At 61.4% G+C, this 25515-nt stretch carries 22 protein-coding genes, 1 tRNA gene and 1 riboswitch; of the genes, 7 read left to right on the top strand and 16 right to left on the bottom strand.

Annotated features, from left to right (window positions below; translation table 11 throughout):
• The 5 genes from AB1384_09930 to AB1384_09910 form a co-directional block, all read right to left on the bottom strand.
• Positions 1-1608, bottom strand: a complete 1608-nt coding sequence (locus AB1384_09930) for a nickel-dependent hydrogenase large subunit (GenBank protein ID MEW6554591.1) — start codon at positions 1606-1608, stop codon at positions 1-3.
• Positions 1608-2720 (bottom strand): hydrogenase small subunit, encoded by a 1113-nt coding sequence (locus AB1384_09925; protein MEW6554590.1) that lies wholly within the window; start codon positions 2718-2720, stop codon positions 1608-1610. Before AB1384_09925 ends, AB1384_09930 begins: the two co-directional genes overlap by 1 nt.
• A 333-nt stretch (positions 2721-3053) precedes the next feature.
• Positions 3054-3176: riboswitch (molybdenum cofactor riboswitch) on the bottom strand.
• Between the two features lie 182 nt (positions 3177-3358).
• Positions 3359-4270: an MBL fold metallo-hydrolase gene (locus AB1384_09920; GenBank protein MEW6554589.1), complete on the bottom strand. Its 912-nt coding sequence runs from the start codon at positions 4268-4270 to the stop codon at positions 3359-3361.
• Positions 4271-4418: 148 nt separating this feature from the next.
• Positions 4419-4802 carry a zinc ribbon domain-containing protein gene (locus tag AB1384_09915; GenBank protein MEW6554588.1) on the bottom strand — a complete coding sequence of 128 codons (384 nt, stop codon included), beginning with the start codon at positions 4800-4802 and terminating at the stop codon, positions 4419-4421.
• A complete protein-coding gene (locus AB1384_09910; GenBank protein ID MEW6554587.1) occupies positions 4803-5987 on the bottom strand; it encodes a thiolase family protein in 1185 nt (394 codons plus the stop codon).
• A 73-nt stretch (positions 5988-6060) separates the two neighbouring features.
• Between AB1384_09910 and AB1384_09905 the strand changes: the two genes are divergently transcribed.
• On the top strand, positions 6061-7467 hold the full coding sequence (locus AB1384_09905; protein ID MEW6554586.1) for an FAD-dependent oxidoreductase: 1407 nt from the start codon (positions 6061-6063) through the stop codon (positions 7465-7467).
• 131 nt (positions 7468-7598) lie between these two features.
• Here AB1384_09905 and AB1384_09900 read toward each other — a convergent pair whose 3' ends face one another.
• Positions 7599-8309 (bottom strand): class I SAM-dependent methyltransferase, encoded by a 711-nt coding sequence (locus tag AB1384_09900; GenBank protein ID MEW6554585.1) that lies wholly within the window; start codon positions 8307-8309, stop codon positions 7599-7601.
• Between the two features lie 143 nt (positions 8310-8452).
• Entirely contained in the window at positions 8453-10102 is a 1650-nt protein-coding gene (locus AB1384_09895; GenBank protein MEW6554584.1) for a glycerol-3-phosphate dehydrogenase/oxidase, read from the bottom strand.
• A gap of 487 nt (positions 10103-10589) precedes the next feature.
• Between AB1384_09895 and thiM the strand changes: the two genes are divergently transcribed.
• A complete protein-coding gene (thiM, locus tag AB1384_09890) occupies positions 10590-11390 on the top strand; it encodes a hydroxyethylthiazole kinase (protein ID MEW6554583.1) in 801 nt (266 codons plus the stop codon).
• An 80-nt stretch (positions 11391-11470) separates the two neighbouring features.
• On the opposite strand, the gene mnmA is transcribed toward thiM, so the two are convergent.
• A complete protein-coding gene (gene mnmA / locus AB1384_09885; GenBank protein MEW6554582.1) occupies positions 11471-12580 on the bottom strand; it encodes a tRNA 2-thiouridine(34) synthase MnmA in 1110 nt (369 codons plus the stop codon).
• A 108-nt stretch (positions 12581-12688) separates the two neighbouring features.
• Between mnmA and AB1384_09880 the strand changes: the two genes are divergently transcribed.
• The 3 genes from AB1384_09880 (at position 12689) to AB1384_09870 (ending at position 16986) form a co-directional block, all read left to right on the top strand.
• A complete protein-coding gene (locus AB1384_09880; protein MEW6554581.1) occupies positions 12689-13147 on the top strand; it encodes a MarR family transcriptional regulator in 459 nt (152 codons plus the stop codon).
• Between the two features lie 130 nt (positions 13148-13277).
• The gene (locus AB1384_09875) at positions 13278-15761 is read left to right on the top strand and encodes an MMPL family transporter (GenBank protein MEW6554580.1); all 2484 of its coding nucleotides are present in this window, start codon (positions 13278-13280) and stop codon (positions 15759-15761) included.
• Positions 15762-16038: 277 nt separating this feature from the next.
• Positions 16039-16986: a hypothetical protein gene (locus tag AB1384_09870; GenBank protein MEW6554579.1), complete on the top strand. Its 948-nt coding sequence runs from the start codon at positions 16039-16041 to the stop codon at positions 16984-16986.
• A gap of 31 nt (positions 16987-17017) precedes the next feature.
• On the opposite strand, the gene AB1384_09865 is transcribed toward AB1384_09870, so the two are convergent.
• The 6 genes from AB1384_09865 to AB1384_09840 form a co-directional block, all read right to left on the bottom strand.
• Positions 17018-17092 (bottom strand) — tRNA-Thr (locus tag AB1384_09865).
• 229 nt (positions 17093-17321) lie between these two features.
• Positions 17322-17831: an NYN domain-containing protein gene (locus tag AB1384_09860; GenBank protein MEW6554578.1), complete on the bottom strand. Its 510-nt coding sequence runs from the start codon at positions 17829-17831 to the stop codon at positions 17322-17324.
• Positions 17828-18568: a 23S rRNA (guanosine(2251)-2'-O)-methyltransferase RlmB gene (gene rlmB / locus AB1384_09855; protein MEW6554577.1), complete on the bottom strand. Its 741-nt coding sequence runs from the start codon at positions 18566-18568 to the stop codon at positions 17828-17830. Before rlmB ends, AB1384_09860 begins: the two co-directional genes overlap by 4 nt.
• A 62-nt stretch (positions 18569-18630) precedes the next feature.
• On the bottom strand, positions 18631-20130 hold the full coding sequence (cysS, locus tag AB1384_09850; protein ID MEW6554576.1) for a cysteine--tRNA ligase: 1500 nt from the start codon (positions 20128-20130) through the stop codon (positions 18631-18633).
• On the bottom strand, positions 20127-20888 hold the full coding sequence (cysE, locus tag AB1384_09845) for a serine O-acetyltransferase (protein MEW6554575.1): 762 nt from the start codon (positions 20886-20888) through the stop codon (positions 20127-20129). Before cysE ends, cysS begins: the two co-directional genes overlap by 4 nt.
• A gap of 39 nt (positions 20889-20927) precedes the next feature.
• Complete coding sequence (locus AB1384_09840) at positions 20928-21470, bottom strand: CDP-alcohol phosphatidyltransferase family protein (protein MEW6554574.1); 543 nt, start codon at positions 21468-21470, stop codon at positions 20928-20930.
• Between the two features lie 126 nt (positions 21471-21596).
• Here AB1384_09840 and AB1384_09835 point away from each other — a divergent pair, with 126 nt between their 5' ends.
• Entirely contained in the window at positions 21597-22721 is a 1125-nt protein-coding gene (locus tag AB1384_09835; protein ID MEW6554573.1) for a lysylphosphatidylglycerol synthase transmembrane domain-containing protein, read from the top strand.
• Position 22722: 1 nt separating this feature from the next.
• A complete protein-coding gene (locus AB1384_09830; protein ID MEW6554572.1) occupies positions 22723-23109 on the top strand; it encodes a hypothetical protein in 387 nt (128 codons plus the stop codon).
• A 116-nt stretch (positions 23110-23225) separates the two neighbouring features.
• Here AB1384_09830 and AB1384_09825 read toward each other — a convergent pair whose 3' ends face one another.
• The gene (locus tag AB1384_09825; protein MEW6554571.1) at positions 23226-24296 is read right to left on the bottom strand and encodes a hypothetical protein; all 1071 of its coding nucleotides are present in this window, start codon (positions 24294-24296) and stop codon (positions 23226-23228) included.
• A gap of 27 nt (positions 24297-24323) precedes the next feature.
• Positions 24324-25515 (bottom strand): hypothetical protein (locus AB1384_09820; protein ID MEW6554570.1); only part of this gene is annotated, 1192 nt, incomplete at its 5' end.

The following is a 25515-nucleotide window of genomic DNA, read 5'->3' as shown; positions in this document are numbered from 1 at the left end:
TTAGACGACGCGGAATTCTTTGACGCCGTTATGCTCCGGGTGGATCACATGGATGGCACAGGCCAGGCACGGATCGAAAGACCGCACGCAGCGGACGACGTTGATAGGATTCTCCGGGTCGGGGACGGGAAGGCCCAGCAGAGAAGTCTCGATGGGGCCCCGGTTCCCTTCCTTGTCCCGCGGCGATGCGTTCCAGGTGGTGGGGACAACGCACTGGTAGTTGGCGATCTTCTTCCCCGAGATGGTGATCCAGTGACCGAGCGCACCGCGCGGGCCCTCCACAAGGCCCATCCCCTGCGAATCGCTCGGGATGTCCTTTCCCTTAGGGTCCCAGATCGGCTCGCCGGGCTTGAGCTGATCCAGCCATACGTCCATCTGATCCGCGAGTAGCTTGCATTCCAGGGCGCGCATGGCATGGCGGGGAAGGATGCCGAATTTCCCGGCCGTCACCAGTTCGGTCACCTTGGCGTCCAGGCCCAGCTGCTTGATGAGCGGGACGAGCAGTTGCTTGTTCTCGGGTATCTTTCCCGAGAGCTCCAGGCCGGCCAGCACCAGCATGCGTGCCATGGGGCCGACCTCCATGGGCTTGCCTTCGTAGCGCGGCGCCTTGAGGAAGGAGTACGCACCGTCCTTCTCAAGATCGGGATCGGTCTTACCATCGCTCGGCTGCCTGCCTTCGCAGTCCTCCGTGTACCAGGAGTGCTTGACGGACTCGATGATCTGCTGCTCGTCGAAAGTCTTTACCGCGGAGACGCCATTAGCGAGTATATACCCGCTGGGCAGGAACTTCTCCGTGCCTTGGGAGTTCTCGTCGAAACCTCCGTAAGCCAGGTAATTCCCACCCGAGTCACCCGCGGTGAAGAAGATGGAGTACGCCGGAACCCCGGCCACGGTCATGATGTCCTGAACGTAGACGTTGTCTATCCAGAACCTCAGCTCGGCCAGCCGCGAGCGGAAAGCGGCGATGTTCGAAACCGTGGGTTGCACGGTCACTCCACCGGGTATGGTCCCCACGAAGCTGGGCATCCTGCCATAGAAGATGGACAGCATCTCCTGGGCCTTCTTACGCGCCTCCAGCGCTTCGACGTAGTGGCCCACCAGGGTCGTGGCCACCTCCGGATCGCTGACGTAGTCGTCCGACTCGTAACGCGGCATGAAGGGGTAGAGATCGTTTGCCTTTGCCAGGCCGGCGATCTTGCCCTTCAAGGCCTTAAGGCCGGGGTTGTTCCCCGCGTAATTGAGCACCGCGGTGACGTCAACGTAATCAAGCGCTGCCAAGTGGTAGAAGTGCAGGATGTGGGACTGGATGAAGTTGGCTCCCAGGCAGAGATTGCGGATGAGCCTGGCGTTGTCCGGCAGCTCCACTCCCATGGCATCGTCGAGATTGTAGGATGAGGCGGTACCGTGCACCAGGGGACATACGCCGCAGATACGCTCCGTCACCTGCTGTGCGTCCCAGGGGTGCTTGTCCTTGAGGAGCATCTCTATACCCCGGAACATGGTCCCCGAGGACCAGGCGTCCTTGACCACGCCGTCTTCCACCTCCACGTCGATGCGCAGGTGGCCTTCGATTCGGGTCACGGGGTCGATGGTGACTATCTGCGCCATCACTCCTCACCTCCCTCGGGTGCTTTCTTGCCCAGCTGTTTGTAGAGGTAATGCCCCACGATGCCCGCTGCGGTTGCGCCGGCCGCGATCCACCCCAGGGTCTCCGCGTTATTTATACCCATGAAGTTGATATCGGGCAGGGGCTCGTACAGGGGGGACAGGTCCTTGTAGAAGGCGGGCTCGGCGCAACCGTGGCATGGAGCGTTCGCGCCAACGCACCAGTTGACCGCCGAGTTCCAGCGGCGGGTCGGGCAGTCCGCGTAGGTTACCGGACCCTTGCAGCCCATCTTGAAGAGGCAGAGTTTCATGTCCGGATTGTTGTCGTTCCAGTCCTCGAGGAAGAGACCGGCATCGAAGGAAGCCCTCCTCTCGCAGTTCTCGTGGATGAGCTTGCCGAAGAACATGGTAGGGCGGTTGTACCTGTCCAGTTCGGGTACCTTGCCGTTGAGAAGGTAATAGAGAACGGTACCGATAAACCAGTCCGGGTGGGACGGGCATCCGCTGACGTTGATGACCGGCTTGTCCTTATCTATCTTCTTGACCACGTCCAGAACCGCCGTGGTGCCGGTCACCTCCGCATTGGCGGCCGGGATGCCGCCGAAGGAAGCGCAGTTACCCAGGGCGATGACCGCGGCGGCGCCAGGCACGAGCTGCTCCATCCATACCTCGATGGGCTTGTCCTTGGGCACCTTGTTGCCCAAGAGGTCTTTGGTGCCCTCCTCCAGGCCGAAGGTGCAGAACTCGCCTCCCTCGGCGGTGGGGATAGGTCCCTCCACCACCAGCACGTACTTGCCCGCGAGTTCCTTGGCGGTGTCCTCGATCACGCCGAAAGCCTGGTATCCGGCGGCAGCCATAACCGTGGGCTGATAGCGCACGGAAAGTTTATCCAGCACCACCTCGGCGGCGTCTGGATAGTTGGTGTTGAGGAAGGAGACCGAACACCCGGTGCAGTTCTGCCCCTGGATCCACAGTACCGGGGGCTTTCCGGAAGCGGCCATCTCCTCCAACGCCCGGGCGATCTCGGGGACCAAGGCCTGGCTCAAGCCCAGTAGGGCCGCGGTGGCACCAGCGTATTTTATGAACTGGCGCCTGGTTACTCCCTTTTCTTCCATTGACCATTCACCTCCTGAGACTCACATTGCATCCATAGCAAATAGGTAGCGCCCGAAGGAGAGGTTTCGACCCAGGAAAGTGGGGGGTTCCAAAAGCCGAGTTCGCAGCGGACTGCGCATTCCCTTCTTCGGGCGCTGCATTCATTAATCCTCCAGCAGTTCAACCTGTCTTCCCTGCCGTCATCTCGGAACGCTTTCTGCCGATGATGGCGATTGCCCGGCCATGCTGACCACACTGGATTTGGCGTAAAGCCCTCCATTATCCCGGTGATACCGGATAATCCAGATGTTAACAGCACATACCGCATGAATCGGTTATGGAGGTATGACCATATACTCTTTCATCCCTCTCCTTTCCAAGACACGGGAGGCACAGGCGTTTCCATCTGCACCCTATCGGTCCTTCGCCATAGCCGTTAGGCCTTAGGACGAGAGGACTCGGAGAGCCTTTATTACGAACCCAACGGGTTCTTTGCTTGGTTTGTGATTCTAGACAATAACGTTGTTTCTGTCAATACGAATGGGGTTTCGAGCAGAACTGTTAATGCCGCAACGGGTACGCGGCGGCATGGCACCGATATCTGATTCTCCGTGCGCAAATCCCGCTCAGGGCATTCAATCAGAGCGCTGTTCGATCCCTAGCTCCCGGTGGATCCGGGCCCTTCCCCGCTTGTATAGGAACCGTCTTCGCGCCTGGTGGCCAGGCCCTGCCGCACCAGCAGCTCCAGGTGCTTCTCGACCATGCGCGCCTCGAAGTAGCGGGCCAGGGCGAAGCTGTTTTCCGGCACGCCGTAGAACGGCGACCGCCCGGCCAGTCCCTCCGGCGTCGCCGGCCCCTCCTCCAGCATGCGCATTATCTTTTCATTGCGGCTCACGAAGATATCGCTCCAGGCCGCGACCTCCTCCTCGATGCCTTCGCGGATAGGGCGGCGGTGCGAGGAGACGACCATCCCCGGCCGCAGGCCCAGGACGCGGTGGAGTGAATCGCAGAAGAGGTCGAGGTCGCACTCCGCGTGCCCGTACCAGGGCCCGAAGGGGGTGAGGTCGATATCGAAGGAGAGCACTATCCGGCGCTCCTCTTCCAGGAAACAGAAGTGGTCAAGGGTATGCCCCGGCGTATAGACCGCCCGGAAGCGCATGCTCCCAAGGTCGATGACGTCCCCCTCCCAGAAGGTGCCGGTGGGCTCCACGGGGACGTGTCCCAGTACGTCCCGCACCAGGTGCAGCCACTCGCGCGCGGGCTCCCCGCCGCCGGCGAGGCGCAGGGACATCCTCTCTAGGTCGGGCAGGATGGGGGCGAAGATGTCCGGCACCCATAGCTCGCTTCCGCGGAAGAGGTGGTTGCCTGAGAAATGGTCGGGGTGGGTGTGCGAATTGATGACAAGGTCTATATCAAAGCTACTCTGGACCTCCCCTATCGCCTCCGCGCCGCAGCCGGTGTCGAAGAGGACGGTGCGGTCGCCCACGGCCAGGACGGAATTGGACCAGGGGAAACGGCCCCGGTTGGCGCCGTGGACCAGGTACAGGCCATCAACGATTTCCTCGATCATAGTTGAAGTTTAACATCCATCTAGGGGGTCAGGTCTTGGATTTTGGATACCATAATATGGTAAGTAGTGCATGGATCCTGCTCAGATAGGGCAAAATAGCGGAGAAACGGTTAAGATACCCTGGTATCCAAAATCCAAGACCTGACCCCTATACAGGGCGGAACTGGTGGAGCAGCACGCCGTCCGGGGACGTCCAAGTGGAAAAGGCGACCTTCATCCCGATGCTCAGCTCCTCGAAAGGGGCGTCGATGCGGGTGAAGAGGTTGCCTATGCCCTCCAGCTCCACCATGCCCAGGACGTCCGGCATACGGCAGCGGATGGCGTCGGTCTGCTGGGTGAAGGCGACGAGCGTGCCCTGGCGCGGCAGGTCAACCCACTCCATATCCTCGCCCAGGCAGTGAGGGCAGACGACACGCGGCGGGCAATGGGTCTCGCCACAGGCGGCGCAACGCGTGGTCTTGAACTCCCCCCGCTCCAGGAGTGAGAAGAACTCCTCCGCGGCCCGGTCCTGCAGGTAGGGCCTGGTGTCCATCTACTCACCCTCCAGGTCGAGGACGGCGACGATGGAACCGTTGATGAAGCCCTGCTCGGTATGGACGAGACCCACCGCGGCCCCCGGCCTCTGCCGCTCCCCCGCTTCCCCCCTGAGCTGGCGCACCACCTCCGTGAACTCCAGCAGGGGGGTGACATAGGCGGGGTGTCCCAGGGAGAGCCGGCCTCCGCTGGGGTTGAGGAGGACGTCCCCGCCGTGGGTGGTTCGACCATCCCGGATGGCGGCGGGTGCCTCCCCTGGCGCGAAGAAGCCCAGCTCCTCGTACATCATGGGCTCCATGCCCGCGAAGGCGCCATAGACCTCGGCCACATCGATATCGGCCGTGGCGTAGCCGCAGCGGTCCAGGGCGGCGCGTGCGGCCCTCCCCACACAGGGGAACCTGGAGATCTCTCCCCGGTAGGGGACGAAGCTGGTGGGGTCGTGGGCCTCGGCGATGCCCGCAACGCGCACCGCCCTCTCCCGGTCGCGCACCAATTCCCGCGAGACCAGCAGCACCGCCGCCGCCCCGTCGTGCATCTCCGAACTCTCGAAGCGGTGGATGGGGGGCGAGATGAGCTTGTCCGAGAGCACCCGCTCCAGGGTCAGCGGCTCCTTGTAGGCCGCCTGCGGATGCTTGAGGGCGTGTTCGCGCAGGAGCACCGCCACCCTGGCGATGTCCTCGGGCGCGATGTCGTTAAGGTACATGTACCTCTGAATAGCCATGGCGTAGAAGGGCAGCGGACTGATCACCCCGTAAGCTGCCTGGTAGGAATCGTAGAGGGAATTGGCGGCCTTGATGAGGTGAAAGTGGCCGATGATATCGTTCTTTATCTGCTTGGGCGGCGCCTCCCTCTGGGCGGCGAAAACCAGGCACGAGTCGATCTCGCCCATCCTGATACGGTCGCAGGCGATATGCACGGCAACGGAGGTGGAATTGCCGCCGCTGTCGATGTCCATCATCAGTCCGCAGGTGATGCCCAGGTAGTCGGCCATCCTCTGGGTGACCATCTTGCGCGTCTCGGCCATGTAGCCGTGGGGGGTGGAGAGCAGGCCCTGGACCCGTGAGGCTTCCAGCCCGGCGTCGCGCAGCGCTTCGCAGCACACCTGCACTCCCATCTCGTGGGGGTCGCGTTCGTGCCACCCGATATCGGTCATGGCCACGCCGACGATGTAGGCTTCGCGCATGTGGTTTCCCTTTCTTCCCTAGGGGAATTATATACTTGACCATTTGCCATTTACAGCGGGAGGGTGATCTGCCATGGGAGGAGCAAGAAGGTTGGTCGTTATCGGTGGGGTAGCGGGAGGTGCCACCTTCGCCGCCAAGGCGCGGCGCTGTTGCCCCGACGCGGAGATCGAGATTTACGACCAGGACGAGTTCATCTCCTACGTCGGGTGCGGCCTGCCCTATTTTATCGGGGGACACAGTCCCAACTGGCGCCGGCTGCTGGCGCGTCTGCCCGAGGAGTTCGAGTCCCGCAGCAACATTCGCGTATTCCTGCGCCACCGCGTAAACGCGATAGACACCGGGAACAAGACCATCCGCGTGGCGGACCTGGAGGGGGTGAGCGAGTCCTCAATCCCCTACGACACGCTGGTAATCGGCACCGGCGCCTTTCCCTTCGTCCCCCCCATAGACGGCGTGGGACTGGAGGGGGTTTTCGTTCTGCGTTCCATCACCCACGCCCTGGAGATGAAGTCTTTTATCGACCTGCGGGCGCCGCAGCGGGCGGCCATCGTCGGCGCGGGGGCCATCGGGCTGGAGATGTGCGAGGCCCTGCGGCGGCTGGGGCTGGAGGTCCACCTGGTCGAGCTGGCGGACCAGGTGCTCCCACCTCTTGATGCGGACTTCGCCTCCAGGGTTGCCGCGCACCTGGAGAAGAACGGGGTGACCCTCCACCTTGGCGCTGCGCTCGAGGGCATCCACGAAAGGGGCGGCACCGTCGCCGGGGTGGCCGCGGGTGGAGCGGAGATTGATACGGACATGGTCCTCCTTTCCATCGGCATCAGGCCGGCTAGCGCGCTGGCCGAGAAGGCCGGGATAGTCCTGGGCGCGAAGGGGGCCATTCGGGTTGATGAACGCATGCGCACCAGCGCCCCCGACGTGCTGTCCTGCGGAGACTGCGCCACCACCCATAACCTGGTCTCGGGCAAAGAGGGGTGGATGCCCATGGGCTCGACGGCGCGAAAGCAGGCGCGGGTCGCCGCCGAGACCGCGGCCGGGAACGAGTCCTATTTTCCCGGCACCCAGGGGACGTTCATCATCAAGGCCTTCGACATGACCGCGGGCAAGACCGGCCTGAGCCTGAGAGAGGCTGTTGAAGCCGGTTTCGATGCCGCCACCGTAGACGTCGAGGACACCTCGCGGCCGGGCTACTACCGCGGTGAGGGCGACATCGCGATGCGGGTCACGGTCGAAAAGACCACCGGTAAGGTGCTGGGCGCGCAGGCGGTCGGCGATCACCATGCCGCCGTGGATAAGCGCCTGGACATCATGGCAACCGCGGTCAGGGGAGGGCTGGACGTGACCGACTTATCCTTCCTGGACCTGGCTTATGCCCCGCCCTTCTCTCACCCCTTCGATCTCCCGGTGATCGCCGGGAACCTCGCCGAGGCCAAGGTGCTGGGGAAGGTATGCAGCTGCAGCGTGGAGGGCCTCGAAGACTAGCACTGCCTGAGAGAATGTGTCGCGAAAGTACGTCGTTGCGAGAGGAACGAGCATCCCGCGTTTGATGCGCGTCCGAGCGTAAAGGTGCTGTCGCTTGCGCGATGCAATCCTACAGACGGGCGAGATAGATCCTAAGTCATCCTCGTCCCGGTGATGATGCGGTAGCCGAAGTCTTGCGGGGGGACGGGGATGACCTCGAGGCGGCCCAGTCCGGCCGCCGCCAGGTGCTCCATCCATAGCGCGTCGGTGGTGAAGTACTCCCCCTCTTCCCTGATCACGGAGGGGATGTCCCCGATGTGCAGGAGCGCTGTCTCCAGGGCGCCGTGGTCCAGGTCGTATAGGGATTTGCCCACCATCTTCTCGATGATGTCGCGGCAACGCGCTGGATCGTCGATGGGGCCGGTCACGTCGCAGAACATATCGGCATAGACCAACCTTCCCCCCAGCTTGAGCACGCGGGCTATCTCCGACGCACAGGCCGCCCTCTCCTCCGGCTTGACGTGATGCAGGGCGAGGTTGGATAGCATGCAGTGGATGTAGTCGGGGGGCATGGGCATCTGCACCCCGTTGCCGATGGCGACATGCACGTTGGGCTGGTCCTTGAACCTGTCCGCACTCCTCTGGACCATGACTTCGGAGGGGTCCACCCCGTATATCTCCGCATCGGGATATTCCTCCGTGATGCGGGAGATGAGGGTCCCCGAGCCGCACCCAAGGTCGAGGACGCGCTTGCGGTTGGCGTCCCCCATGAGCTCGATCATGATGCGCATGGCATCGGCATACATGGGGTCCTTGGCGAAGAGGGTGTCGTAGTCCCCCATGTAATCGTCCCAGTATCCCATGTCCACCTCCCATCCAGGGGTCAGGTCTTGTATTTTGGATACCGTGGTATGTAATGGCAAATGCTGTTAAAAGAACCCCTCTGAGGAGCAACATTAAGGATGGTTCCACGACCCCGTAATCCAAAATACAAGACCTGAACCCCTTAGACCTCTCTGTAAGTGCGAGAGAGACCGACCACGTCGCGGTACTCTTCCACCTGGCGCCGCTTCTCCTCCTCGTCCCAGCCGAGCTCTCCGGCAAGGATTCCGGCCACTTTCTCCGCGCAACCCAACCCCTGCTCGCCGTCCTCGTAGTATATGAGGCTGCGCCGCACCATGTAGTCGCTGAGACTCATGACCATCTCCTCGCGGGCTGAATATATGACCTCGGCCTCGATATAAGGAACGTCGGGTCCCAGGCGCTCCGCCAGGGAACCGCCCTCGGCGAGCATGGCCAGCACCCGCACCGCGCCCGTGCCCAGGAGCTGCAGCTTTGAGACGATGTCCGGGTCCAGGCGCAGGTCCCCGGCCAGCCTCTCCAGGCGCTTGCGGAAGTCGACCCCGTCCACCCCGAACACCGGCGCTCTCCTGGTGGTGCACCTCGCAGCCTGGACCCCGAAGCGCTCCTCCATTCGCGTGGCCGCCAGGTCCACCAGTTCCTGGGCCATGGAGCGGGCGGTGGTCAACTTGCCCCCGGCGATGGAGATGAGGCCGGAGTGGCTCTCGTAGATGCTGTGCTCCCGCGAGACCTGGCTCTCCTTTACGTCCTTCCCCCCGCCCTCGACCACCAGGGGCCGCAGGCCGGCATAGGTGCTGATGACATCGTTCGGGGTCAGATGCGCCTCGGGGAGGGAGCGGTTAGCCGCGTCCAGGACGTACTGCACATCGTCACGCGTGGCGTGGACGGTGTCGTAGTCCTCATCGTAATCGGTGTCCGTGGTGCCGATGAGGACGTAGTCCCCCCACGGGATGAGGAACATCAGGCGCCCGTCGGCCGGCGAGATGATAGGAAGAGCGTTTGTGGCCCTCGCCCTCTCCCAGGGCACGATGACGTGCGCGCCCTTGGTGGGGCGCAGCTTCGGGGTCGCTTCCGGCTCATCGAGGCGGCAGACCACGTCGGTCCAGGGTCCGGTGCAGTTGAGCACCATCCTGGCCTCGATGTCGAACTCCTCCCCGCCAACCTCGTCCCTCACCCGCACCCCGCATGCCTTGCCCTTGTCGTGCAGGATGTCGAGCACCCGTGCATAACTGAGGCAGCAGGCGCCCTCCAGGTTAGCCGACTGCACGTGCGATAGGGTCAGGCGCGCGTCGTCGGTGGAGCAGTCGTAGAACTGTCCCCCGCCGGTTAGGCGCTCCCGGTCCAGCTCCGGCTCCACCTCGAGGATACGCTTGGGGCCATGCAACTGATGGCTCTGCACGTTGCGGAAGAGGGCCAGGAAATCGTACATCCACAGGCCCATGGCGATGAGGAAGAGCGGGTTCTTGTCCCCCTTATAGACCGGGAACATGAAGGACTGCGGCCACACCACGTGGGGGGCGTTGAGGAGCAGGCGCCTCCTCTCACGGCAGGCCTCGAAGACCAATTTGAAATCGAAGAGCTCCAGGTAACGCAGGCCGCCGTGCACCAGCTTGGACGAACGGGAACTGGTGCCGAAAGCCCAGTCTTTCTTCTCCACGACGGCGGTGGAATAGCCCCGGCGGGCCGCGTCCCGCGCCGCGCAGGCGCCGGTTATCCCTCCCCCGATGATCAGAATATCGAAGACCTTGCCCCTGGCAGTCTCGATGTGGTCCTTTCTCTGCTGCGACGAGAACATCTTCCTCCAGCTCCTTTTACCACCATGCAGGCAACTGTGCCCATGCCTCTATGGGTATCGGCATGTCAAGACAAGTATATATAGTTTCCGCCACGGCTGAACAGGGAAGGGATCAGTGAAAGGGGGGCGTCCGGGTCCGGGACGGCAGCGCGGCGGGCTCCCGCCGTTCATCACCATATTCCGCTGTTATGCGGTCGTGGGGGGCATATGGGCAGTGGCGGCTTCACTACACACCCTCATACCCGGCATGATTGCTTTCACCAGGATGAGGGTGCCTGCTTTTCGTTGACAGCTACCTCATACCCTCTCCATGCTGTAACCTTCGCCGTCATGTATTATTATTGTCGTTATCGGGCACCAGCCGTTCATGCGATACAAGCTACGGAAACATTGCAGAACATCCGTGAGCGGGCAAGGCTGTGGTGTCGCGGGAGATGTTTCTAACGGCTAACAGGACTGGAGGATGGCAATGGCTGAGGGGTTCGACATGGAGGGCTTTCTCGTGGCGCGGCTGGAGTGGATCGAGGCCAACAAACCGCTGGTGCACCATATCACCAATTATGTAGTGATGAACGAGACGGCCAACGCCACCCTCTGCCTCGGCGCCTCGCCGGTCATGGCCCACGCCGTGGAGGAAGTGGAGGAGATGGCCGCGGTAGCCGGAGCCCTGGTCCTCAACATGGGTACCCCGTACCCGGACCTGGAGACGGCCATGCTGGCGGCGGGTAAGGCCGCCAACCGCGCCGGCGTGCCCGTGGTCTTCGACCCGGTGGGGGCGGGAGCCACCGCCTACCGCACACGCATCGCGAAAGAGCTGCTCGACCGGGTGCACTTCGCGGTTGTGCGCGGCAACGCGGCCGAGATGGCGGTGCTCGCCGGCGTGGAGGCCGAGATCCGCGGCGTGGATTCCCTGGGCGTGGCGGGTGACGTGGAGAAGATCGCGGCAGACCTGGCCGAATCGCTGGGCTGCGTGGCGGCCATTACCGGCGAGGTGGACGTGGTGAGCGACGGCCGGCGAACCTTCCACGTACGTAACGGCCACCCCCTGCTGGGTAAGGTTACCGGAACAGGGTGCATGGCCACCACCGCCATCGCCGTGCTGCTGGCTGCGGGCGAGCCTTACCTGGAGGCGGCGGCCGGGGCCCTTGGCCTGTTCGGCCTCGCTGGAGAGAAGGCGGCGGGATCGTCGGGAAGGCTGCCGGGCAGTTTCCACGTGGAGCTATATAACACGATGTACGAACTGAGCGCATTCCGCAAAATCAAGGGCCTGAAGATAGAAATGGGGTAGAGATGGGGTCAGCCTCTGACATGTGACATTGGGTTGCGTAGCAGCAACCAGAGCTTCGAGCTTACCTAGCATGTCACATGTCAGGGGCTGACCCCATCGGGGGGTGACCCCACAGAGGAGATGACGCCGCCCCCCAGGACCTCATCGCCACGGTAGAGCACGGCGTGCTGTCCCGGCGTCAGAGCCCAGACCCTGGCGGCGAAGGAGAGCTCGAAGGCATCCTTGCCCGGCTCCACGCGGCAGGCCTCGAGTGCGGTGTTGTAGCGTACCATGGCCTGCGCCTCGAATGCGCCGGCCGGGGTTGAGCCCTTTGTCCAGTGGGGCTCTTCCGCCCGCAGCCACTCCCCCGGCACCTCTCCCTTCCCCCCCACGATGACCGCGTTGTTCGCGGCGTCCAGGGCTACCACATAAAGAGGGCAGGGGGCGGAGAGGCCCAGCCCCCGCCTCTGGCCCACGGTGTAGAAGGCGATGCCGCGATGCTCCCCCAACACCTTCCCGCCGGCGTCCAGTATGGGGCCTGGCGACGCGGCTTCCGGGTGGAGACGCGCCACCAGCTCCCGGTAGTCACCCCCACACAGGAAACATATGTCCTGGCTCTCCTTCGAACCCTGCGAGGTGAGGCCGAGGGAGGAGGCCGCCCTTCTCACCTCTTCCTTGGACCGCTCGCCGTTGGGGAAGAGGCAGCGCGAGAGATGCTCTACGCTCAGGCCGTAGAGGGCGTACGACTGGTCTTTTTGCGGCCATGCAGCCCTGGTGAGGGCGAAGGAGCCCGTCTCATCGCTACAGACGCGGGCATAATGGCCCGTTGCCACGGCGTCGGCCCCCAGCTCGTCCGCCACTTCCACCAGGGTGGGGAACTTGACCAGGCGGTTGCATTCCACGCAGGGATTGGGGGTGCGCCCACGCAGGTATTCCCGGGCGAAGGGCTCGACCACCAGGGCCAGGAAGCGCTCGCGCAGGTCGATGACGGCGTGCTCGATACCCAGCTTCCGCGCCGCCTCCGCCGCCTCCTCCACGGCCAGGAGCGAACAGCGGCTCCGGGCAGGTGGCGGCGATGGCGGGCCCTCCTCCCACATGCGGAAGGTAACCCCCGTCACCCGCCAACCCTCGCGCAGCAGCGCCGCGGCGGCGGCGGACGAGTCCACCCCGCCGCTCATGGCCACCACGACGCTCCCCTGTTTCAAGTTCATCTATCTATTATAGGTCGTGCCTATAACCGGCGACCGCCCTTGACACCGCGGAGACCGTTAAGTATCTTGTGGGAACGGCCGATTATTTAGCAGGAGCAAATATTAACAATGGCAAAGACGAACGACCCCGAACTGGAACGCTATACGCAAGAGCTGTGGGATACCATCATGCGTATCATCCACAGCTTCCGCACCGGCATGGGGGTTTGGGAGGAGATGGGGCTCACCTTTCCCCAGACCATGCTCCTGATAGAACTGCGCAGGGGCGGCCGCCTCAGCATGGGGGAACTCTCTCAGCGGCTGCACATCACCCAGGGGGTGACCACACGCATGGTGGACCTCCTGCTGGAAAAGAAGCTGGTGGAGAGGAGCAGAGACAAGGAAGACCGCCGGGTGGTCTTCGTAGGCCTCTCCAGGAAGGGCGCAGGCATCGCGCAGCAGGTCGAGGAGTATAACCAGGAAAAGATGGCGGAGATGCTGGCCGCCGTCCCCGAGAAGGACAAGGAATTCCTGTTGGGATTCCTAAAGGGCCTGCAGCGGCAGTTCGAAAAAGAAGGAACGGCTTAAACCGTTGATGCACGACGGATCTATCAATAGACAAGAATGAGGCTGGAACGGTGCCCGGGATGGTGCGACCTGGACGGTGAATTCGGGAGACGGATGAGGCCGGGAAGTCAGAAAGTGGGGTTTGGACGCAGTGAAGATATTTGAGTTTTTCGCAAGTCAATCGGAGAAGCGGCCCTGGCTGGTGGTGACCGTGGTCACCCTGGTATCTATATTCCTGGCATTCGGCATCCCACGTATCAGCACGGAGCTGAGCCAGGAAGCCATGATGCCCAAGGACTACGAGTCGATCATCGCCTTCGACAAGGTGAAGGAGGTCTTCGGCGGCATCACCACCGACACCATCCTGCTCAAAGGGGACCTTACCGACCCCGAGGTCGCCAGGGCAGTCTACGGGCTGAGCGTGGAAGGCATGGTGGAGGCCGGTTTCGAGGAGGGGGACATCCTCAAGATCGATACTTACCTGGATTTCGTGAAATACCGGCTGCCCGAGATGATGCAGATGGCGGGCGTGGAGGGTGCCATCGACCTTAGCACCGTCGACGATGCCATGCTCCAGCAGTTCCTGCGGTTCTACCTCGACCCTGACCCGGAATCCCCGGTCATGGACCTGCTGGCGGGTTATTTCGGTGATGGTTTCACGCCGGAGATGCAGCAGCAGTTCCTGGCCGTCTTCGAGGAGAACGCCGAGAACCTGGAGAAAAGCGTCTCCGAGAACGGGGACGCGACCATCATCTCCTTCCAGCTCAACCCCGACATGACCCAGAACGAGTTGATGGGGGTGGGGAGAGAGCTGCGGGATTTCGCCTCCGAGGAGTTCGGCGACATCACAGGACTGGAATACTACCTGACCGGCGACGCCACCATGGAGCTGGAGTCCAACGAGTTCATGGAGAAGGAGACGAGCAAGCTGATGCTCATCGCCCTCGTCTTCATCATGCTCATCCTCTATCTCACCTTCCGCCGCATCTCCGACGTTGGCCTGCCGCTGCTCATCATCTTCGTGGGCATCTTCTGGATCCTCGGTCTTATGGGCTGGGTGGGCATCACCTACACCACCATGAGCGTGGCTATCATGCCCCTGATGCTGGGCATCAACATCGCCTACGTCATCCACATCCTCAGCCGCTACTACGAGGAGCGGGAGGACGGCCTCAGCGTGGACCTCTCCGCTACCACCTCCATCAAGACGGTGGGGGTGGCGGTGTTCCTCACCGCCATCACCACGGTGTTCGGGTTCTCGTCCTTCATGATCACCGATATCCCGCCCATGCGGGACTTCGGCCTGCTGTGCATGCTGGGCATCGCCTTCAGCTTCCTACTCTCGCTGACCCTGCTGCCCGCCATCATCGTCCTCAGGGACCGCCGCAAGAAGGAAGCCAAGCTGGAGGACCACCTGGAGAAGATGCGGCGCAGGCGCCGCGACGCCCGCTACGGCGTCTTCATCGACCGCGCCCTGGTGCGCATGGCCACGGTGGCCAACCACCACCACTGGACGGTGGCCATCGTCACCTTGGTCCTGGTGGCCTTCGCCGTCTTCGCGCTCTTCAACGTGAGGACGGGTGCGGACATCCGCAAGATGTTCCCCGAGTCCATGGACAGCATGAAGGCCGGCGAGATGATCACCGACATCTTCGGCCCCCAGAGCAGCGACATCATCCTGGTGGAGGGGGACATCTACGACCCCGCCAACCTTGCCGCCCTGCTGGAGCTGGAGGAGGCCATCCCCATCGATGCGCGCAATATCCCTGGCGACGAGGCCTACTTCTCCCGCGACAGGATAAGCTCGATAGCGGACTATATCGTCCAGTTCTCCCCCGACGGTGCCCTGCCCCAGTCAAGAGAGGACGTGCAGGACGCCGTGGCCCAGTTGAGCGCGCTTATGCCCGTGGACACCTTCGTGACCGAAGACGGTACCGCGGCCATGATCATGCTCAAGTCGGGGTATCCGGAGACCGAGGACGAGATGATCCTCAAGTCGGAAATCATGCGTGACCATGCCGGCGTGACCGAGGAGGAGACAAACCTCGACCTGAGCGCCACGGGCATGTCCGTCCTCGTCGGCGACCTGCTGGGGAACATCGTCCCCACCCAGCTCCAGACCTCCGGCCTGGCGCTGCTGTTGTGCCTGTTTATCCTCGTCGTCGTCTTCAAGTCGTTCATCTACGGCTTTGTCACCCTGGTGGTGGTGGTCTGCGGCATGGCCATGGAGATCGTCTTCCTCTTCGCCATGAACTGGCCCCTGGACCTGATGACGGTGATGGTGGCCTCCCTGGTCATCGGGGCGGGAATAGACTTCGGCATCCATATCACCCACCGCTTCCGCGAAGAGTGGAGTAAGGGCTCCACCACCGAGGAATCCATCCGGGGCACCGTGAAGAACGTGGGGCGGGCCCTGGTGGCCGCGGCCTTCACCACCTGCGGTGTCTTCGCCATCCTGGGTTTCTCCGGAATGGGGATGATGCAGAGGTTCGGCTGGACCACCGCCATAGGCCTGTTCGGCGCGCTCATCGGGGCCATACTCGTGCTTCCCAGCGTGCTGGCCATCGTCACCAAGCGCCGCAACCACCAGCGCCTGGAAGCCCCGCCTGTTCCTGCGGCCTCCGCCGAGGAGTGAGCCCATCTGATAATTACAACGAAGCTGGAGCCGGACCGCGGTCCGGCTCCTCTTTTTATCATTTGGGGTCAGGAGCCTGTTGCGCAATCTCGGATACGGCGCGTCCTGTTTCTTAGATGCCCCGGTATCTTGTATGAATTATCAATTGAACCCCTCATGAACAGTGGATTTCAGGGCTGATCAATACTCCAGTATGCGAGAAGAACAAGTCCTGACCCCTCTCCTCCTTTATCCCCGTCGCCTCCAACCTTTAGAATAACGCCAGGAGGCTGAGGACATGATCATTGTTGCTGTTGTGCTGGCCGTGATCGCTACCTGCATGATCAACTACAGCGGTTATATGCAGAAGAGGGAGCTGGACACGCTCCCGCTCATCGGGTCAGAGAAAACCCTGGAGACGGTGAAGGCGTTCCTTCGCTGCCGCCCGTGGCTCGAGGCCCAGGGGCTGCAGTTCGGGGGCACCTTCATCAAGGGTATCGCCGTGGGGCTGGCCCCCCTCTCCGTGGTGCAGCCCATCAACACCGCAGGGATAGCCCTGCTCGCCTGGCTGGCCATCACCAAGCTGGGGGAGAAACCCAGCTGGTCCGACTGGCTGGGCATCGGCGCCATCATCGCGGGCCTGTTCATGCTCGGCATCAGCCTTTTCGGAGTCGCCACCAAGGCCTTCAGCTACAACGCTTATATCCTGTGGTTCTTCGTCATCTTCTTCTTCGCCGTAGCCGGGTTCTCCCTGTTCAACGGGTTCACGAAGAAGCACGCCCAGGCCCCCAACCTCATCGCCACCGCGTCGGGAATCCTCATCGGCCTCACCGCCGTCCTCATCAAACTGGCCTGGAACGACATCGGGGCTCGTTTCTGGGAGCACGGCTTCCGCCACGCCCTGCTCTCCCCTTACATCTACCTGATCATCCTGCTGCCCATCATCACCCTGGTGCTGGACCAGATCGCCATGCAGCGGGGCAAGGCCATCGTGGTGGTGCCCATCATCACCGGCATGTCCAACCTCATCCCCATCATCATCGGCATCGTGGCCATGCACGAGCCCATGCCCTCCAGCGGTGGCATGTTCCTGCTGCGCATACTGTCCTTCGTGTTTATCGTGGGGGGCTCGATCATCCTCTCGCTGCGCCGTAGCGAGAGCAAAGAGAAAAAGCCGCGCGCGCCCTCGGACCGCCCCCACCTCGCCAGGTTCAGAAAAGCGGCGGAACCGGCGTCCCGGCGATGAGAGATGGGCTGCCATGGGCGGACTTACAGAATGGAGCCGGTGAGAGGAATCGAACCTCCAACCGTCCGCTTACAAGGCGGGTGCTCTACCATTGAGCTACACCGGCTCGTTTCTATTATATTACGCTCGTTCTGTTCCCCGTAGGTGGGGTCAGGAGCCTGTTGCGCAATCTCGGATACGGCGCGAGGAAATTGAATTCTGAAGACACGACCCCACTTTTTCATTCACGAGTGTCTTCACGAATTCCGTTTCAGGAGACGGCCGGTCTTCCCGCCTGCCTGCGAAGAAATTGAATTCTGAAGACACGACCCCACTTTTTCCAAAAACGAGACCCTTTAACGGTAGCGCATCTCGTCGAGGAGGCGGCGCACCTCGTCGCTTATGCGCTCCTCCAGGGGGGAGCGGCCGCTCCCCGCCCTCCTCCGCAGCTCCTCGCGGGTGTCCTGGCGTGCTTCTCCCGCCGCCTCCAGCAGAGCCGGCCCCTCCACCACGCGTGCCCCGAAACCGCCCACCAGGTTCGCCAGCATGCGGTCGGAGCTGGCCACCACCACCTCGTTTCCCGGCAGCAGGCGCCTCGCCAGGCCCTCGATGAAGGCGTCGGCGGACTGGCGCCGGCGGGTGAAGACCACCGTCATCCCCTCGCTGCGCTGCGCCACCGGCTCGGCCTGGTCCGACCCGGCAGCGTCGAAGACCACCACCACCAGGTCATAACGGCCGGGGTTGGCCAGGGATGACAGCTCCCGCACCAGGTCTTGCCGCGCTTTCTCCTGGTCGTGCCGCATGGCGTCCGCCAGCCGGGGGTGGGCGTAGATGAGGTTGTACCCGTCCACCAGCAGCGCCTTCATAGCCCCTTCCTCTGGCGCAAGGCCTCGTAGACGATGATCCCCGCCGCGACGGAGACGTTGAGGGAAGACACCTTCCCGAACATGGGTATGTTCACCAGTATGTCGCAGGTCTCGCGGGACAGGCGGTGCAATCCCTCCCCCTCCGAGCCCATGACCAGGGCGAGGGGTCCGGTGAGGTCGGACTCGAAGCAGGTCTTCTCGGCCCGCACGTCGGCGCCCACCACCCACATGCCCAGTTTTTTCAACTCCTTCATCACGCTGACCAGGTTGGGCACGGTGGCGATGGCCAGGTTCTCCACCGCACCGGACGAGGAATGGAAGACCGCGGGGGTGACCGGGGCGGAGCGGCTGCGCGGCAGCAGTAGAGCGTCCACCCCCGCCGCCTCGCAGGTCCTGGCCACGCTCCCCACGTTGCGGGGGTCGGTTACGCTGTCCAGGAGGACCACGAAAGGTTCCTCTTTCCCCTCCAGGGATTGGTAGACATGCTTGAAACTGGCGTAACGGTAGGGCTCCACCCTGAGGATGACCCCCTGGTGGCTTTCGGATATGGCCAGGCGCTCGATCTCGCGGCGCGGCAGGTAGCTCACCGCCAGGCGCCGCTGCCGCGCCGCCGCCTGGATGTCCTCCAATACCCGGTTCGGCTGCATGCCCTCGGCCAGCAGCAGCTCGTAGACCTCGCGGTCGCCGCGCAAGGCCTCCAAGACGGCGCGCCTTCCCTCCACCTGTTCATATCTCAAAGGCTCTCAACTCCTCCATTTCTTATCGCGGATGATCGGCGGAAATGCCACCGGCGGCAGGTTCATTCTGGGGGTCCCACGAACTTCCAGCGCTGGCCCTCGCGCAGGTCGTCCACGCGTATCCCCAGCTCGCGCAAGCGGGCGCGGATGAGGTCGGCGGTCTCGAACTGCCTGTTGTCCCGGGCCACGGTCCTCACCTCCAGGAGCAGCTCCACCAGGGCATCCGCCGTGGGCATGCCGCCGGCCGTGCCCTCCGCCGCCGCCTCCGTCTCGCAGACCTCGTCCGGTGCCGCATCGGGGGAGAACAGCCCCAGGGTGTGGCAGAGCTTGAGCAGCGTGTCCCGTCCGTGGCTGGCGACCATGGGGGCGGCCGGGGTCTGGTAAGCCTCCTGCTCGTTCAGGTAAGTGTTGAGCTCCTTGGTCAGCTCGAAGATCACGCCCAGGGCGCGGGCGGTGTTGAAGTCGTCGTCCATGGCCTCCTCGAAACGCCGCTCGAAGTCGAAGAAGGAGTCGGAGAGCTCCACCTCCCGCTGGGTGCGCTGGGGCGCCGTCCTCCCGAAAGGCCTGGCGAGGAAAGCGTCCAGGGCGAAGAGGCAGTTCTCCAGGCGCTCGTGGGCGCGGCGCGCCTCGTCCAGGGCGTCGGGCCCGAAGTCGATGGGGCTGCGGTAATGAGTCTGCAGGGCCAGGAGCCTGACCGCGTCCGCCGGGTATCTCTTGAGGATCTCCCGCACCAGGACGATGTTGCCCAGGGACTTGGACATCTTCTCCTCCTGGATATTGACGAAACCGTTGTGCAGCCAGTAGCGCACGAAGGGCGCCGTCCCGGAGTAGGCCTCGGACTGGGCGATCTCGTTCTCATGGTGGGGGAAGACGAGGTCCTGCCCGCCGCCGTGGATGTCGAAACCCATACCCAGGTAGCCGAGGGACATGGCCGAGCACTCGATGTGCCACCCCGGGCGCCCCTTGCCCCAGGGCGAGTCCCAAGCGGGCTCGCCGGGCTTGGACGCCTTCCACAGGGCGAAGTCCATGGGGTGTTCCTTCCTTTCGTCCACCTCCACCCTCTCGCCCGCTCGCATGTCCTCCAGGGTGCGTCCCGAGAGCTTGCCGTAGGCCGGGAAGCTCTCCACGCGGAAATAGACGTCGCCGTCCACTGCATAGGCGTAGCCCTTGTCCACCAGCCCCTTGATCATCTCCAGCATGGCGGGGATGGTCTCGGTGGCGCGGGGGGTGATGTCGGGGTGCCGCACGCCCAGGGCCCGCATGTCCTCCAGGAAGGCCTGCTCGTAGAGGCGGGCTATCTCTTCCGGCGCCTTGCCCTCCTCGCGGGCGCGGTTGATTATCTTGTCGTCCACGTCGGTGAAGTTCTGCACGTACCGCACCTCGTAACCCTTGTAGGCGAGGTAGCGCCGGATGACGTCGAAGACCAGGTAGGCCCGGCCGTTGCCCACGTGGATGAAGTTGTACACGGTGGGGCCGCACACGTACATGGAGACCTTGCCCTCCTCGCGGGGCTGGAACTCTTCCTTGCGGCGGCTCATGGTGTTGTAGACGGCCAGGCTCACGGCGCGCCCCCTTCGTCAGGTCCGCCCGTTTCCTCCGCAGTGCCTTCGGGTATGAACTCGATGCGCTTCTCCACCCGGTGCAGCTCGTCCTCGGCGCGCCGCAGTTTGTTTTCGGTTATCTCCAGCTCGAACTGGGTGCTGAGGAGGCGGTCCTCCAGCTTCTGGATGAGTGCGTCCAGGGCCTCGATGCGGTCCATGACCGGGTCGGGAATGGCCTCGTGGTGCAGGTCCACCACCGGCTCGCCCTCCTGCATGACCACGCGGCCCGGGATGCCCACCACGGTGCAGCGGGGAGGCACGTCACGGATGACCACCGCCCCCGCGCCTACCTTGGAGTCGTCCCCCACGGTGATGGGGCCCAGCACCTTGGCGCCCGCGGCGATGACCACGTTCCTGCCGATGGTGGGGTGGCGCTTGCCCTTCTCCTTGCCGGTCCCCCCCAGGGTGACGCCCTGGTAGAGGGTGACGTAGTCTCCGATCTCGGAGGTCTCGCCGATGACCACGCCCATGCCGTGGTCGATGAAGACCCCCTTGCCGAACCTGGCCCCGGGGTGGATCTCGATCCCCGTGAGCAGGCGGCTCAGGTGGGAGATGACGCGGGGCAGGACCGGGACACCCTTTTCCCACAGCCAGTGGGCCACGCGGTGCATCCACAGGGCGTGCAGCCCGGGATAGGCCAGGACTATCTCCATGGTATTGCGGGCGGCGGGGTCGCGGTCGCGCACCGCCGCTATATCGTCCTTCACGTGCTCGAACAAGCTGCCTCCTTTTCCTCTCGCTGACCGCGGCCTGCCGCCCTAGTCCTTCTCGACATCGCCGATGAACTCGTCTATCTCCGCCGTGAAGTCGGACCAGTTGATGAGCAGGTCCACGGCTATCCAACCGATGAAGACCCATCCCCACAAGGGATAATGGACGAAGGAAAAGATGATGGGCACGGCGGCGATGGGGGCGGCGATGGCCATCATCACCGACTTCTTGGTCCAGATGAACCCGGTGACGGCGGCATAGATCATGTAGAAGAAGAACGGCCAGAAGGGAAGGTATTGCGCGGTGATGAAGTAGAGGAGGCCCGAGTATATCAATGTCAGGTCCGTGGCGAAGTCGAGGTCGCCGATCCAGGTCTTCCTGCCGCTTGCATCCATGCGCGCCATCTTGCCGTCGAGGACATCGGTGGTCCATCCGATCAGGGTCAGGCAGACCACCAGGGGAAGCAGCCCGGGATCGCCCGCGACGGCGCAGACCACGATGAGCAGGGCCACGAAGAAACGCACCCCGGTCAACATATCCGCTATGACCTTGGCGTTCTCGACCGCCCAGTTGCCGCCCTCTCCTTTCATGGTTGTTATTCTACCCCATCCGCCACCTTGTCTGCGGGAGGTAGGGGAATAGGGGTAGAATGATCGTTACCGCCTGCTTTTTTGGGGATGGGAATCGCCGGACCACGGATGAACGGTGGCCATGGGATGAGTGAAGAGGCCGGGATAAGCCAGGATATCGACGCGCTGCCGGGAAAAGAGGCCCGCGGCGGCACAACGGACGCCGCGCCGCGGCATAACGGATGGCGCATGGCGGGCAATATCTTCGTCCTGCTGTGGCTCGGGGTGGGCCTGTATTACCTGGTGCCGAAGTTCATCGGAGACCAGGAGATGCTGGAGGTGGTCAAGAGCTCCAATTTCCTGCTCATACCGGTGGCGCTGCTCATCGAGACCCTGTCCATGGCCTTTATCTGCCGCCTGTATTTCGAGGTGCTGAGGATGGGAGGGGGCGGTATCTCTTTTCCGCGCATGTCCCTTATCTATATGAGCGCCTACGCCTTCGGCCATGTCGTCCCCGGAGGCAACGCGGGGACGTTCTACCTGAACTACCACGAGATGAGGCGCGAGGGGATCTCCCGGGGGCTCACCATCAAGACCCTGGGTGTCTCCTACATAGTATATTCCGCCGCCCTCGTCGTCCTGCTCGCGGCGGGATTGCTCATGTCCCTCTCCTCCGGGCGCCTTCCCGCGGCTTACAACATAGCTGCCGTATCCATCGCGGCGGGAGCCGCCGGTTTTGCCTGCCTGTGCGTCTATGTCGCAAGGCGACCGGGGACCGTGCGCCGCATCGCGGGGAGACTGCTGGGTGCCGCCCACCGCCTGCGCATGCTGCGCAAGGTGGATGAAGAGGAGGTGGAGGAGCGGGTGGCCGACCTGAACGGCTACCTCCTCGCCATCTTCGGGAACCGCGATAACCTCCTGCGTGCGGGCACCTGCGGACTGGGTTTCTGGCTCATGGACTTTCTCTGCCTGTATGTGGTCTTCCTGGCCATCGGACATCCGGTCAATCCCGGCGTCCTGCTCGTGAGCTATACCATCGCCGATATCGTGGGCAGCCTGCCCCTCACCCCGGCGGGGTTGGGTGTCTTCGAGTTGACCCTGGGAGCGGCCCTGTATCTCTACGGTTACAGCCCCGAGATACTGGCCACGGCCATCCTGGGGTACCGCTTTTTCAGTTTCTGGCTGTGCACCGCGGCGGGGGGCGGCTGCTACCTCGCCCTGCGGCTGCAGCGCCGCCGGGAGCGGCGCGACGCCTCGAGGGGGGTTGCCTGATATGGCCGAGGTGCGGTTCGACGTGAACGATGCCTGGCTGTTCTGGGCCATCCCCACCGATGAAGAGGGAACGGACCTGCGCGGGATGATCGGCGCGGCAGACGCCGTTAACCATGCCATCCCCAGCCGGGAGCAGGTCGTGCGCACGGTCAACCGCGGCCTGCGGTCCGGCATCATCGAAGCAAGCGGCAGCCGCTTCCGTTTCGCGCCCGGAATACGCGACGAGATAGCCGCGGCCAGCAGCGTGAGCACCACCTGGATGAAACAATGGGATGCGATCTACGACTTCCTCTCGTCCAGGGAATGGCCACCTGCCGGAAAAGGGGCCTACCGCCTGAGCGAAGCCCGCTATCAGAAAACCGTCGAGGACTATCTGAAATCCTTCTGAACAAATATATGTACAAAGGACCGTGCAAATACTGTCCGGCAAGCTGATGACTTTTCACTTATCGTTGCGCTAACTACATTGACTTAGGATGGTCGTTTACTATTCTAGCTTTCGGCCTATTCAGCCTTCGTCCCAAACAATAGAAGATCTCCTCCAAAGCACCATATATTCTCATCATCAACTGCAAATACATCTACAATCTGTTCCCCTGATTCATATTGTCTTGTCCAAGTCTCTCCGTTAAAGAAGAAGATCCCAAATCGCATAACTGCGCCACGAGCAGGGTCGTCCGATACTACATAAAATAAGCCAACACACCAGACATGGCTTGCGTCTAATGCACATACGCTACTCATGTTGACCATCGATTCCTCAACGCTCAGGCCCGGGATCTGTATCGTCTGTTCTTGAAACGCCTGGGACCACGTCTTGCCATCAAAGAAGAACACTCCAGTAGGGGTTGTCGTCCATACATGATTAGCATCTGCAGCGGATATGTCACTTATATCATACATCCCATCAACGCTTCCCTGATTCGTCCATTTCTTCCCGTCGAAGAAATAGATAATGTCGTTATCCTCTTCATCTCTTCCTGACGCCCATACATGTTTGGAATCCGCCGCGCAAATATTGAGAATCCAACCGTCGGCAACAAATTGTCCGCTCCATTCTTCTCCGTCGAAGTATTGGATCTCGCCTTTGTATTCTTCATTAATGTATGTCACCCACACATTTGCCTCATCTGCACTTGTTACATCAGTGAAGTGATCAGCCCGAATCGATAGATTCTCTTGCTTGTTCCAAGATGTGCCATCAAAGTGGAATATTCCTGGTCCGTTGTAATCCCCATATCCAACGCCCCATACCGACTCATTGCTTATGGCATCCATTGCATCCAAGGCTACGTCAGCTTGCTTCACCCACACTTTACCATCGAAGAAATAGATATAGCGGTACAGCCCCTCAACGACTATTGCTGCCCAGACATGTTCAGAATCGGATGCCGACATACAAATCATTTGACCAGGGGGGCCGTCAGCCTGTTCCCACACATAGTCGGATGTTTCCGGCTCTATTACATTTCCGCTCGTATTGTCTTCATCCGTTTGGCATCCAGCAATGAATAAATTCAGAACAATGAATATCATGTAGGTTACAACAAGAAGCCGCCTTTTCGAACTCAGCATCTCTACCTCTCTTGTCGCTTGCCATCTTCATTCCAGCATGTTATCCAATGCTTCTACTAGCTCTTGCCTCTTAATATCGCCTGCAATCTTTATCTTTATGTCACCTTTTCTAGCACCAGCCTTTATTGTTCCGATATGTGTTGAGATATATATCGTCCCTATCGACGATTCCACTTGTTCATTTATACATGAGGTGGATATGGGATCACCTTCTAAAACAAGGCCTGTAGCACCTGCCGAATCATCATATCCGTTGTATTCTTTTCCCTCACATATCTCGATTTGTTTATTGCCCTTAGTATTCCTGTAGATAAGATAGCATTCTTTATAGTAACTGTAGAGAGCAGGATTGTCTTTGTCGGAATCGGAACCATACAATGCTTTAGGGTCAGTCCAATACACACCTTGTAACTGATACCCTTTTATCTCAGGACAAATTGGTTTAAAACCCGCTAGCGATTCTGCTTGGTCTAGGCTTATCTCTATACACCCATAATCAACGAACTCCTCTTTACAAGAAGAGGAGTCTATTTCAAACAACTTGGGTATGTCTATATTAAAATCCTCCATCCTAAGCATCGGATTGACCTTGAGATTATATATTGAAGTTACCAGGGTTCCATCAAATGATTTCTCCTTTATTCTTTTAGGAAATGCCAATGAATCGTCCAGTATGATTTCGGTTTCGGACCCTTCGGGAATATTGCTTGTCGCTTTAATGCGGCTACATTCAGCGCCATCGATCACTTCCTTGCCCGTTACCTTCGCATTACCCTTCTCAAGGAAAGAATTTACGCCATAAGCAAATGCACCATTACCAAAGAACATGAGCCCTGTCATATAAAAATGCTCGCCCCTGATGGGTGGTAAGTTGTAATAATGCTTGATCGTAGCTGATTCTACTTTGGAACCGAATACAAGCTCAATGGTGGTAAATTCTCTGCCCTTCTGCAACATGATTCCTGGTACAGTTGGTTGTCCTTTCTCAAGTGTCGTTTGATAGATATTTAGATAATAATCTGGGAAAAGAATTTTGACCTCGCCTTCCGTTATTGGATAAGGCTCGCCACCTTCTCCTTCAATACGATAGTTGAGAGCTGGCCGGGGAAAACTGGACAGGCGCTTAGGTGGTAAACTGCTCCAAGAAAGAAAGGAGCAGAGCAGATGACCAGAAGACCGAGGAGGAACCACGGAGCGGTCTTCAAGGCCAAGGTGGCCC

Source organism: Actinomycetota bacterium (genome assembly GCA_040757835.1).
In the GTDB taxonomy this organism is placed as follows: domain Bacteria; phylum Actinomycetota; class Geothermincolia; order Geothermincolales; family RBG-13-55-18; genus SURF-21.
Note: the sequence above shows the minus strand (reverse complement) of the source record. Positions and strands in the feature narration are given on the sequence as shown.